Below are 13117 nucleotides of genomic sequence, written 5' to 3'. Positions count from 1 at the left end.
TACCCTCAAAGTTGGCTGCGGGCGTAACTTTTTCCACGAAAAGCAGTCTATTAATAGTAGAGTATACTAGGGATCTGGCTGTTCTCTGCCATCTGGCGGCAGGACACGTGATGTCTAAGATTGATATACAAGATGGGAGAGACGTTTCAAACATGCTGGGGAAACACGGGAAACCGCTGGAAGACGTGAAGGGCAGCAAGGCGAAGAAATGGGCAATTGTGACACTGGCAGGTGTGATCTGGATTGCACCGGTCTTGGGAGCAGGGCAGCAGGTCTGGTCGGGAACGACGTGGCAGTCGGTAGCTGCTGCGGCATCTACAAGTACAAGCAAGTTAAGTGAGGAAATTCTGACTTCCGGCGCGAAGCTCATGAAATACAAATATACAACCACAAGATCCGGTTCGAAAGTGAATGTGCTAGCAGACGTAATTCAAGTAGATCTGCAAAACCCTTATGTGAAACTCGATGTGATGACAGGTAAGGGCGGCAACTTGAACAGCAAACAAAGCACAGGCGGCATGGCCAAGGAAAACGGTGCAGTTGCTGCCGTGAACGGTGATTATTTTAACGTATCTGGGGAACTTGCTCCAATCGGTGGACAGGTCTCTGACGGGGTTCTCATCTCCACACCTTCGGAACTGAAGGGTATGTATGCCCTCACCGTGACCAAAGATGGTAAACCGATGATCGACGAATACTCTTTCGATGGTACGGTGAAGGCCGATGACGGTTCAACGTTTGCTCTGCGCGGAATGAACAAGGAGGACTATACGGTAGAGTCAGGCTCGGTCAAATACAGTCACGCCAACTCGATGTATATTTATACATCAGCCTGGACATCAACCAAACGTCCGAATGACCCTTCTACCACACCAACCGAGGTACTGGTACAGAACGGTGTTATTACGCAAATTTCCGACAAAAAAGCATTGGACATGACGGTACCTGAAGACGGGTACATTTTGCGTGCACACGGAACGGCAGCTACCTGGATCATGACCCATCTATCCGTGGGACAGACGCTTAGTGCGGACTACAAGCTCGTAGCCAAAACAACGGGACAATCGGTTGATCCGAGTAATCTTGAGATGATGATTGGTGGTCATACGATCCTTGTCAATGGAGGCAAAGCAGCTACGTTCTCCCGTGATATCGCCTCTTCCGGCATTGGAGGTATTCGTGCGAGAACAGCGGTAGGTTATTCGCAGGATGGTCGATATGTATATATTATTGCAGCTGAGAAAAACAGTAACAGCAGCGGCATGTCGCTGACTGAATTGCAATCCTTCATGACCAGTATCGGCGTATGGAAAGGCATGAACCTGGACGGCGGCGGCTCTACCACCATGGTGACACGTCCGCTCGGGGAAGAAAATGCTAGTCTGACCTTCAATACAGAATATGGCACAGAGCAGCGTCAGGTCGTAAACACGCTGGGCGTATTCTCTACCGCTCCGGAAGGCAAGCTGAAAGGCTTTGCTGTAAGTGGCAGTCAAACGCTGCTGGTAGGACAAGAGGGCAAGTATTCAGCCAAAGGGTATGACACGTATTACAACCCGATTGCGACCGGAGACATCAAGCTGACCTGGAAATCAAGCAACAATGGTATCGTCAGCGTAAGCAATGGTGTGATCAAGGGTGTTAAACCAGGAACGGCTACGCTCACAGCAACAAGCAACGGAGCATCTTCTACCATTAAAGTAACGGTGCTCGGTGGAAGCGAGCTGTCCTCTCTGACAGCAGGTTCTGGTCTTGGCTCGCTGAAAGCGGGAACGACCATGTCGATCCCAGTGACTGCGAAGACGAAAAATGGGCAAAGTGTAACCGTTCCGGCTGATTCGCTGACATGGGAATTTATCGGTTTCAAAGGTAAAGTGGCTGGCGATCAATTAACGGTATCTTCCGTAAATTCAGGAGCACAGGTTGGATATGCAATCGGTCGTTATGACGGCTACAGTACGGTCGTTGTTCTTACGACTGCGGACAGCGAAACCACCTGGGAGAACTTCGAGAATGTAAGTTATCCAATCAACTTTACAACGAATGCCACTGGCGTAACTGGTTCAGCAGCCGTAACGGCGGGTACAGGTGAAAAGGCTGGCTCCAAAGTGCTTCAGCTGAGCTACGACATGACTGCAGGTACAGGGAAAATGTATGCTTATGCCCAATTGAACGGGACAACAGGCAGAGAAGTATCTTCAGCCGCAACGTCCATGTCGATGGATGTAATGGGTGACAAGAGCCTAAACTGGCTCCGTGCAGAGTTTACGGATGCCAATGGGAAAACCGTGTATGCCGATCTTGCGAAGGCCATTGACTGGAGCGGGTGGAAAAAAGTGAACGTGGACCTGAGCGGTATGAACATTGCATATCCAGCCAAGCTGAAACGTGTCTATGTAGTCAATGTAGAAGAGGGCCAGGATGAGCGCGCTATGACAGGTACCGTTGCATTTGATAACATTGCCTTCACCATGCCATCGAAATCCAGTGAAGTGGGACTGCCTACAGGAACAGCTTCCCTGGTACTTGGACAGAAGTCGATGACCGTGAACGGAACGAAAAAGGCAATTGATGCAGCACCCGTGCTGAAAAATGGTACAACATATGTCCCAATCAAGCATGTACTGGATGCCTTTGGCGGACAGGCAAGCTGGGATAGCAAAAATCAGCGGATCACCGTTATTCGTGGCGGGAAACTGATTGATCTGGTCGTGGGACAGAAAGAATTCATCTTGAATGGAAAAAGACAGAGCGCAACAGTAGCCCCATATGTATCTGGAGGTAGGACTTTAGTCCCTCTTCGACTCGTTTCCGAGCAGCTTGGATTGACTGTAAAATGGGAACAGAAAACGAAGACCGTTACCATCTCATCGTGATATGGTATGATATATACCGGAAACGATAGAAATGGAGTCGAACTAACGTGGATTTACAAGCCGATGCCATAGACCGCGTCATTAAAAACGCCATACAAGTCATGGAAAACAGCAAATATCAAATGTTCGAAATCATGGACTCAACCCGTGAGGAGCTAAAAACTCTAAATGAGGAGTTGAAGTCGGTTCTGAAGGAGACGGCGGAAACGATCGAGAAAGTAGATCAATTGGAGCTCAACTACCGCCGCTCCCGGATCCGTCTGACTGAGGTTAGCCGTGACTTCGTCCGTTATTCCGAGCATGATATCAAGCAGGCGTATGAGAAAGCGACGCAGTTGCAGCTGGACCTGATGATTTATCGTGAGAAGGAAATGTATCTGAAGGCCCGTCGGGATGACCTGCAGAAGCGTGCCAAAAATGTGGAGGCTTCTGTGGAGCGTGCCGAAACGATTGGTTCGCAGATGGGGGTCGTACTGGAGTACTTGTCAGGTGAGCTGGGTCAAGTGACCCGGATCATTGAGTCCGCCAAGAATCGACAAATGATTGGTTTGAAAATAATTTTGGCCCAGGAAGAAGAGCGGAAGCGCATTGCACGTGAGATACATGACGGGCCTGCGCAGATGCTCGCCAATCTAGTACTTAGGACGGAAATTGTAGAAAGAATGCTCATTAAGCAGGATTTTAAGATGGTCCAGGCCGAAATAATAGATTTGAAAGGCCAGGTTCGTTCCAGTCTTGAAGAAATGAGAAAAGTAATATTCAATTTGCGTCCTATGGCACTGGATGACCTGGGATTGATTCCAACGCTTCGGAAATACGTGCAGGATTTTGAAGTAAAAACAAAAATTCGCTCGATTTTTGAAACAAGAGGCAAGGAACACCGCTTGTCTTCTGCAATGGAGGCTGCAATCTACCGTCTCGTGCAGGAGGGTCTGTCCAATGCTGCAAAGCATGCTTATCCCACTCATGTTGTAGTGGAAATTACATACCAGGCTCAGCTCGTTAAAATTGTCGTTCAGGACAATGGGCTTGGCTTCAAACCGGAGCTTCTTGCGAAGAAGAGCAAGGATCACAACCATTTCGGTCTGATTGGGATGAGAGAACGGGTTGAACTGCTGGAAGGCAGAATAGAGATTGAATCCGCAGAAAATCAAGGAACCAAAATCGTGATTCATATCCCGACAAACGTGGATAAGGGAAAGGAGTAGCAGGATGGAAAACCGTGATACTGGTAATACATCAATTAAAGTTCTTTTGGCTGACGATCATCAGCTGTTCCGTGAAGGGCTAAAACGCATTTTGAACATGGAGGACGATATTGAGGTCATCGGCGAATGTGGCGATGGGATTCAGGTGCTTGAATTCTGCAACCAGGAGAAGCCGGATATCGTTCTAATGGATATCAACATGCCTGTGGAGAACGGGGTTGAAGCGACGGAGAAACTGCGTGAGCTGTTCCCAGATGTTAAAGTTATTATTCTATCCATTCATGATGATGAAAGTTATGTATTTGAGACTTTGCGTAAAGGTGCCAACGGATACTTGCTGAAGGATATGGAAGCTGAATCCCTAATCAATGCGATTCGTTCCGTTCATGAGGGGCATGCGTTCATTCACCCTAAAGTAACAGGCAAACTGATCATGCAGCTGCGGCGTATGACGTATCTTAATGAAACAGGTGCGATGAGCGAAGGTGCTTCAAAAGAAGCTGGGGTTAAATTTGTCGCTGGTGATAACAATCCGCTCACTCGTCGTGAAGCAGAAGTGCTTCGTCTGATGGCTGAAGGTAAGAGTAACAAAATGATTGGTGAATTCCTGTTCATCAGTGAGAAAACGGTGAAAAACCATGTCAGCAGCATTCTGCAGAAGATGGAAGTGGATGACCGTACACAAGCCGTTATCAACTCGATCAAGTATGGTTGGGTTACGCTCTAATACAAGTATAAGATTTCCTGTTAATAAAATAAGAATGGTACCATAGATTTCTGTTCACTCGCACCCTTCCCGATTGCCCGGATTGGTCTGCGGGTTAATGGACTTTATTACTGCATAGGAACAGAGTGTTGGATCGTGCGGAAAATTTGTTCAAGCTTGGTATGAATGAGTGGATGAATGACCTGGCCTGTCGTTTTCTTGCCGAATGTCATCAGAAAGAAATATGGCGCCTGGAATGTGCAGGTGTAACCCTTTCGGGAGTACGGCATATACTGTCGTATACAGGGATGTTCGCCATGGGTGAGCATGACCTTCCGAGGAGGTGCAGTTGCCATGGTTGCTCATTTGACTATGATTCTGCTCATATACTTCCTGGCGGCAGTGGCCGTACATGCCATGCACCAGCGTCATCTTTCTCGTCCGGAACCCGAGGGTTTCGAGCAGATTCTGCTCATTCCTTCCAATCAGGAGCAGCGGATCGAAGGCGTTGTAAGAGCACTTTGCCGGGAGCTGTTTTACCGTGGAAAGAGCTTCACATTGACAGTTGTTGCTGATCGTATGGAATCGGAAACGGTTCGGATTATTGAAAAGCTGATGCGCAAGCAGGGGTTGGAGCCTTCATACCTGGCAGCTGTACCACCCGATATGGAACGTCCGAAACCAAATGGAGATCGTACGTTTCGACTTATTGATCTGCGTGAGCCTGAGCATTAATTTTAGTTAAAGCCTGAATCGAATTGTTTTCCATAGATCCACATGAAGATTACAGCATAGCTGTAATCTTTTTTTGTTCATTGTAGCCAAGTCTGCTGTTAAATTAAAAATGGGTTTTTATGCAATCTATGGTTATTGTTTGAATGTGGAGCTGCCGAGTTTGAAGTAAGAAGCGATTTGAAACCGTACATCTTAACTTAAAAGTATAGACGGTACCGATTGGGAAAAGTTTCGCATTTTATGAGATTGATTTGGGGTATTCGTTAAATTGGTAAAATGGGCCTAAAACATGAATTTTAGATTCCTAATGCTTGTCCTGCACGGGAGCAATTGATATAGTGAAAAGACAAGTAAGATAAGACATTGAATGAAATCAGGACATGAAGCACATGCTCCGGCAGAAAGCCGGGTAAGCGTGTGCTTTTTTTGCGTTCATGGAAGTTCAGTTTGAGGAGGGAATTGGATGAGAGTTGCGCTCTATGTGTGCCGAGTCAGGGATAGGTGGAACATGCTATTGTCCTTGGATCTACGGGTGGATGTCACTTGGTGGTTGGAAGGCGCGTGTAATCAGCAGGTGCTGAGCTGGTTGTTGTTGGATGAAGCGTTGCCGCTGAGTCAGGCGTCATGGCTGGTTGAACATTTTGAGCCGGAGCGCGGAATGGATCAGTGGAATGAGGGACATTGGCTGGCATTTATGCGCCGTAAAGTGGAGGAGTATGACAAGCTGTCGGGAGAACAGGCAGCCAGAAAAGAAGATGCAGGCTTGGCGGGAAAAGCGGGGATGTTTACCGCTGAACGTAGGGCTGGGACAAGTGGGATTGCTGCTGCCTTCAGGGGAGCTGGGGTTGGCGGGATGCCAGCTGCTTATCCCGCCGATGCGTGGGCTCAGCTGGAGCAGGGCGCAGCTCTGCTGGCTGAGCGGCTTCGCGGCCGCCAATTGCTGGCGGCCGAGGCAGAGGCGCTGCTGGCGGACACCGTCCCGCAGCTGGCCTCCTGGCGCGCGGCTGCGCAGCTCGCGCGCTTGCACGGGCGGCTGAGCATCACAGCCGCCCTGGAACTGCCCACGCGCCGCCGGCCCGCGTGGCTCAGCGCGCAAGGCGCGCCCCGCTGCCGCCGGTGCGGCAGCGTTGCCAGGCAGCGCGTGCCCTGCGCTGCCTGCGGCCTGGCGGCGTGCGCCTACTGCGAGGTATGCCTCGCATTGGGGCGCAGCCGTGCCTGTGCGCTGCTGCTGCGCAGCGCAGCGCCTGCGGCCGTGCGGGGCACGGCCGCTCTTGCCACCGGCGGCGGGCTCGCCCGGTGGGGGCTTAGCGCAGCGCAGAGCGCGGCAGCTTCTGCGGCGCTGGCGTATTTGGCCCGGCCCACCTCCGCTGAGGATGGGCCGGGGCGGTTCTTGCTGTGGGCCGTGACCGGGGCCGGCAAGACCGAGATGATCTTCCCGCTGCTCCAGCATACGCTAGACCGCGGAGGGAGAGCGCTTGTAGCAACGCCGCGTAGAGACGTGGTGTTGGAGCTTGCGCCACGTTTGGCCAAAGCCTTTCCTGACGTTACGCTAGCCACCTTATACGGGGGCAGTACCGAGCGCTGGAAAGACGCACAGCTCACCCTAGCCACTACACATCAGTTGATGCGTTTTTACCAAGGGTTCGATCTGGTCATCATTGATGAGCTTGACGCCTTCCCCTATCACAATGATCCCATGCTCGCTCATGCCGCGGCCGCTTCCTGCAAACCAGATGGGAATTTCATATATCTCTCGGCTACCCCGCCAGCCCGGCTGCAAAAAGAAGTATCACAGCGAAAACTCGCTCATGCGAGGGTACCGGTACGCTTTCACCGCTATCCACTGCCCGTTCCGCAGTTGATCAAGATGCCGACCGTTGCAGAATGTATCAAAAAAAGAAGTCTTCCCGCTACTCTGAAGAATAGCATCCAAACCTCCTTGCAGCGTGATGCCCAGGTTTTCGTATTCGTAACGCGCATTGCCCAGATCGAGGCATTTGTTAACCTGATGCGGCGCATATTTCCCCAAATCCATATCCAAGGGACATCATCCCAAGATACGGACCGGGCGAGTAAAGTCATGGCATTCCGCGAACGAGACATCCGTCTGTTGGTGACGACCACCATTCTGGAGCGGGGAGTGACCATTCCGCGCAGCGATGTCTTTATTTTGGATGCAGATAATGGGCTCTTCGACGAGGCCTCATTGGTACAGATGGCGGGCAGAGCAGGGCGTTCCATGGATGATCCCGCCGGCAGAGTCGTCTTCGCATCCTCTAGGCGCACCCGTTCCCAGGTTAAGGCGGTGGCACAGATTCGGAAAATGAACACTATCGCCCATCGCAAGGGTTATCTGCACCAGCAGACCCAATGATAAATCCGCTCCATTTAAGGAGGTACTGGCATTATGTTCAATCCGCTTAACAATATAACCGACTTTTTTCACCAACTGACCCATCGCATACATAACCTGTTTGCCCCGCCTGGGGCAACCTGCTTGACATGTGGCACTCGTGCCGTACTATCTCCAATCTACCCGGGGATTTGTGCATGCTGCGCTCAGCAGATCCCCTGGATTCGCTCCATCCGCTGTCTGCGTTGTGGCCGGGCCATCGGTTGTCCGGACTGCAGCCGTCCACATATGGCCAATCGTTCGTTTATCTGCAACCGCAGTTCCGTTCAATACAATGCTCTTATGAAAGAATGGATTGGCATGTACAAATTCAGGGGCCACGAGCGCTACGGACCGCTGTTAACATCCATTCTCATTCAAGCCTTTCAAGCCATGAGTGAAGAACTGAGTTTGGTTGCCGCAAAAGAAACCCAAGCTTCTGTGGCTTATTCCGCCACCTCTGCTTCACCTCCGGTGGATGCCAGCTTGCATCCACCGAATCCGCGCGCGTCAACTTACGCGCGCGTTCAACCACCTAGCGCACACGCATCAACAGCCGTGCGCGCCGACCCTCAAGCAGCGACAAGCCAACCGAAGTCGCTGCTCCAAACCCCAAAGCCGCGATGGCGGCCCGACGCGGTGACTTACGTTCCCGTCAGCAGCGAGCGCCTTGCCGAGCGCGGCTTCAACCAAGCTGAGCGGCTTGCTTCAGGACTCGCCGCGGCCTACAGCCTACCCGTAGTTGATCTGCTGCAGCGCCGGATCAACACCACGAAGCAGAGCTTCAAGACGCGCAGCGAACGGATTGAGACCATGAAGGAAGCTTTTTCAATAAGCCCCGGTGTAATGGATACTTTAAGGGACCTCTACATAGGCAAAACAGGATCTAATTCTGCTAGAGAGCACTCTTGTCCACTACAATTGCTATTAATCGATGATATTTACACAACGGGGAGTACTTTGGATGCGTGTGGTAGGGTTATTTTAAATGCGGCTGTCTCAAGTGATATTCCAGTAGAAATCTATACATTATCATTGGCGCGATCATAGCAATATTTATGATTACAGGAGAGTTTGAATTTCAGAGATGTAATAGATTATCATGAGATAAAAGAAAAAAATCTTTTTCACAATGAGGAAAGTATAGGAATTATTCAATTATAGCCATAAAATATCTTCTGAAAATTTGCGTATGTACGCATTCTTGGTCCTCCTGGTGCGCAAATAGACTATGGACTAGATGTGAGAAAATAAGGTAATGTATAGGTATTATCCATCGGAATGAGGAAGTTTGAGAGGGGCGTTTAAGCGATGAATCTGGGTAATTGTCCTCGCTGTGGCAGGTTATATGCATTGAACTTTCGGGATGTATGCTCGAATTGCATTAAGGAAATAGAACAGGAATATCAGACTTGCGTAGATTATTTACGGGAGAATAAAGGCACTAACATACAGGAACTATCTGATGCAACGGAGATTTCCATTAAGCAGATCACCAAGTTCATCCGGGAGGGACGGATTTCCATCGAAAACGCCCCGAATATGATGTATCCTTGTGAGGTATGCGGAACGCTAATTCGTGAAGGGCATATGTGTGACTCATGCCGTAATCGCTTAACGAAAGACTTGGCTGGGGCAGCACGTGAGGTAGGTCAGAAGGATAATGGCAATATAGGCGGACGAGCCTACAATGCTGTCGACAAACTCCGGGATTCATAGGAACGAGGGCTTAAATGCAGCTCTTGCTATAACAAATGTTTTGGAATGTACCGATAAACTTATTAAAGATTATCGGTTTTTTTTATTATCCGAATTGTTCGCAATGATAAAGATAATGTAAAAATCCCAAGGTGAAGGAAGTGTATTTCGTATGAAAATCAATGAACCGAATAGAATTGGTGCTATTAATTCCTATCAAAGGAACATTGAATCCAATCAGCAGGCTGACGCTAAGAAAAGCCGCCGTAAGGACGAAGTATCCATTTCTCCGGAGGCAATGAAGATGCTTGAAGATCAAAGTCGTACACAGGATGCAGCACGCATACAACGTATACAGGAACTGAAGGAACAGGTGAGTACGGGAACTTACCAGGTAGACAGCAGTAAACTTGCTGACAAGTTACTGCCGTACTTTAAGTCATTTGATAAGGAATAGGTGATCACGTAATGGCAGCACTGGACAGATTAATTGCAGTTTTGCAGCAAATGGAACAAAGTCACCGCGAGATGCTGGCACTTAGCGAGATCAAAAGGCAGGTTATTGTCAAAAACGATGTGGATCAACTGATTGCCCTGATGAACAAGGAATCCAAGTTTATGAAGCAGCAGGAGCCACTTGAGAGTGAACGGCTTAGTGCGGTTCACGAACTTCTTCAGGAACGCGGGATCAAATCCATGTTGAATTTGAACGTTACCGAGATCTCTAAGCTGATTTTTGATCCGGCTGACAAGCAGCGATTGCTCGAAGTTCAGAAGAAGCTGGCGGGAACACTGCAGGAGCTAAAGGAAATTAATCAATTGAATCAAAAACTGATCGAGCAATCACTAATGTTCATTGATCTTTCCATGGACATATTTGCTTCTCGGCCAGAACAGGATGCCACTTATCAGCATCCTGCTGATAAGAACGGGAATCCAGGACGAATCGGACTATTTGATACACGTGCTTGATTAAATAGGGGGAAACCAGGTGACATCTACATTTCATTCAATCGAAACGGCTAAACGAAGCTTGTTTACACAAACAACGGCCCTAAGTACAACGGGACATAACGTAGCGAATGCCAACACGGAAGGCTACTCACGTCAAAAGGTAAATATGCAGGCTTCCATTCCAATGGAGCCTTTTGCATTTCTCCACAGTACAACCCCCGGACAACTCGGTACAGGGGTGGAATTTGACTCCATTACCCGTGTCCGTGAGAAGTTTCTAGACGACCAGTATCGTAATGAAAACACCAACTTCGGGAGTTGGTCCATCCAGCGTGATACGTTGGAGAAGCTGGAAGCCATTGTGAACGAACCATCCGATACAGGTTTCAGGACAGTTATGGATAACTTCTACAAATCTTGGTCTGATCTGAGTAAAAATCCGGAGGATGTTACAGCACGCAGGATTGTTAAGGAAACTACACTGGCTTTGACGGATGCTATGAACCAGATCAGTCGGCAGCTGGATGCACTCAGCCGGGATTTGGACAATAACATTGAAGTGAAGAGCAGTGAAATTCAAGGGTATCTTGGGAACATTGCGAATCTTAACAGCGCTATAGTTAAGGTGGAGTCTCTTGGTGACAATGCCAACGACTTGCGTGACCAACGTGACTTGATGGCGGACAAGTTATCCAAAATCATGAATATTACGGTCACAGATTCTCCGCAAGGTTACTCTATTCAAATGAATGGACAAGCACTTGTTACAGGAGGAGCTGTCCAGGCCGTTGTAGATCCAGCCTTCCTGAATGCCGCGTATACTGCAGGTAATCTAAACAATGGTGAAGTTCACGGTATGATTAAGTCACGGGATACCTTGGTCAGTGACTACCAGAAGCAAATGGATGACCTAGCGAATACACTTGCCAACGGAGATATTCAGATTACATTACCAGCAGGCTCGGTTCTGCCGAACAATACTGTTTTGGACGGTGTCACTTACACAGGGGCTGCCCGCACATTGACTGCTGACCTAACTGTTACGGTTAAAGGTCTCAATGGTCTGCATCAACTTGGATACAGTATGGATGGAACAACTTCTCCTGGATTGCCTTTCTTTACATCCTCAGATGGTGGTACAGCCATCACAGCAGGAAATATCTCATTAAATGCTGAGATTTTGGCTGATCCCAATAAAATTGCAACTTCTTTACGTACTGTAACCGATGCTTCTGGAACAGAGAGTGTTATCAAAGGTAATAATACCTTGGCTAATCTGCTAGCTAACCTTAAGGATACTCCAATGAAGTCAGCTGATGGATTGCGTAATGCGACGGTTGGTGCACAGTTCAGTGCCATTGTGGGGCAACTCGGTGTTCAATCTCAGGAAGCTGCACGTCAAACATCTAACTCGGAGTTCCTTGTTGAACAGGTTGATACACGACGCCAATCCGTCAGTGGGGTTTCCCTGGACGAAGAGATGGCTAACATGATTAAATTCCAGCATGCATACAGTGCTTCAGCACGTTTTATGACCACATATGACCAATTACTTGATAAATTGATTAACTCAACTGGTACGGTAGGCAGATAATAGAGGGGAGTGACTAGAAGACCATGAGAATAACGAATAACATGCTTAGCTCACAGTTGATTCTTAACCTGAACCGGAATGCTCAGCAAATGAACAATACACAAACGCAGATGGCAACAGGCCGGAAAATTAACAAGCCTTCTGACGATCCTGTAGGGATTACGTACTCGCTTCGTTACCGTGCGGAACTGTCATCTAACGAACAGTATCAAAAGAATGTGGACAGCACAATTTCATGGCTAGATTTTAATGATACTGTAATGGATCAAGCAGGCAGTGTAGTTCAGCGGTTGAGAGAACTGACAGTGCAGGCTGCTACAGGAACGAATCCCCAAGAGGCATTGGATAGTATTAATGAGGAAGTTAAACAACTTAAGGCGCAACTCGTGGATATATCAAATAGTACTTTAAATGGTAAATATATTTTCAACGGTGAAACCTATGATCAAAAACCGTATGATTTTCCAACAAATACGGATGGCTCTTTTGATACAACCAATGCCGCTAACATTGTCACCGATTCCGGAAAGATTAATTTTATCGTTGGAGAAGGCATACAATTGCCAATTAATGTGACTGGAAATGAGGTTTTTGGAAACTCAACAGAAGCTGACAATCTGTTTGTGATCTTTAATACAATTAGTCAGGCACTTGCGGATGGAGATATTGAAGAGTTATCTAATCAACTTAACACAATTGACACTCGTGCCAACAAGATGCTGGCAATCCGTTCTGAGATTGGTGCTAAAACCAACAGGGTTGACCTGATGCAAGGTAGATTGGGTGATCTTGAAGTCAACCTAACAGAGTTGCAATCCAAAGTGGAAGATGCAGATTTTGCCGAATTGGCTATCCAATCAAAGATACAGGAAAATATATATAATGCATCCCTTTCAACAGGTGCTAAAATTATATCTCAATCTCTAGTTGATTTCCTTAGATAAAAGGGGGAGA

11 protein-coding genes are annotated in these 13117 nt (G+C 48.2%); all 11 read left to right on the top strand.

Annotated elements, in window-relative coordinates; all coding sequences use genetic code 11:
* The first annotated feature begins 152 nt into the window (after positions 1-152).
* The 11 genes from AC3RCI_RS26675 to flgL all read left to right on the top strand — a co-directional run bounded on the left by AC3RCI_RS26675 (position 153) and on the right by flgL (position 13107).
* Entirely contained in the window at positions 153-2876 is a 2724-nt protein-coding gene (locus tag AC3RCI_RS26675; protein ID WP_492526995.1) for a stalk domain-containing protein, read from the top strand.
* A 47-nt stretch (positions 2877-2923) separates the two neighbouring features.
* Positions 2924-4084 (top strand): sensor histidine kinase, encoded by a 1161-nt coding sequence (locus tag AC3RCI_RS26670; protein ID WP_095291353.1) that lies wholly within the window; start codon positions 2924-2926, stop codon positions 4082-4084.
* A gap of 4 nt (positions 4085-4088) precedes the next feature.
* On the top strand, positions 4089-4811 hold the full coding sequence (locus tag AC3RCI_RS26665; protein ID WP_095291355.1) for a response regulator transcription factor: 723 nt from the start codon (positions 4089-4091) through the stop codon (positions 4809-4811).
* Positions 4812-5144: 333 nt separating this feature from the next.
* Positions 5145-5525: a hypothetical protein gene (locus AC3RCI_RS26660; RefSeq protein WP_153980145.1), complete on the top strand. Its 381-nt coding sequence runs from the start codon at positions 5145-5147 to the stop codon at positions 5523-5525.
* A gap of 463 nt (positions 5526-5988) precedes the next feature.
* Complete coding sequence (locus AC3RCI_RS26655) at positions 5989-7899, top strand: helicase-related protein (RefSeq protein WP_492526994.1); 1911 nt, start codon at positions 5989-5991, stop codon at positions 7897-7899.
* A 267-nt stretch (positions 7900-8166) separates the two neighbouring features.
* Positions 8167-8967 (top strand): ComF family protein, encoded by an 801-nt coding sequence (locus tag AC3RCI_RS26650; protein ID WP_492471387.1) that lies wholly within the window; start codon positions 8167-8169, stop codon positions 8965-8967.
* 261 nt (positions 8968-9228) lie between these two features.
* Positions 9229-9636, top strand: coding sequence for a TIGR03826 family flagellar region protein (locus AC3RCI_RS26645; protein ID WP_095291363.1), 408 nt, complete (start codon positions 9229-9231; stop codon positions 9634-9636).
* 151 nt (positions 9637-9787) lie between these two features.
* Positions 9788-10072: a flagellar biosynthesis anti-sigma factor FlgM gene (gene flgM, locus AC3RCI_RS26640; RefSeq protein WP_492526993.1), complete on the top strand. Its 285-nt coding sequence runs from the start codon at positions 9788-9790 to the stop codon at positions 10070-10072.
* An 11-nt stretch (positions 10073-10083) separates the two neighbouring features.
* Positions 10084-10587 (top strand): flagellar protein FlgN, encoded by a 504-nt coding sequence (locus tag AC3RCI_RS26635; RefSeq protein ID WP_492526992.1) that lies wholly within the window; start codon positions 10084-10086, stop codon positions 10585-10587.
* Between the two features lie 19 nt (positions 10588-10606).
* The gene (gene flgK, locus AC3RCI_RS26630; protein WP_492526991.1) at positions 10607-12163 is read left to right on the top strand and encodes a flagellar hook-associated protein FlgK; all 1557 of its coding nucleotides are present in this window, start codon (positions 10607-10609) and stop codon (positions 12161-12163) included.
* A gap of 23 nt (positions 12164-12186) precedes the next feature.
* Complete coding sequence (gene flgL, locus AC3RCI_RS26625) at positions 12187-13107, top strand: flagellar hook-associated protein FlgL (protein ID WP_492526990.1); 921 nt, start codon at positions 12187-12189, stop codon at positions 13105-13107.
* Positions 13108-13117 lie beyond the last annotated feature (10 nt).

It is taken from the genome of Paenibacillus sp. MT124, from assembly GCF_058792755.1.
Note: the sequence above shows the minus strand (reverse complement) of the source record. Positions and strands in the feature narration are given on the sequence as shown.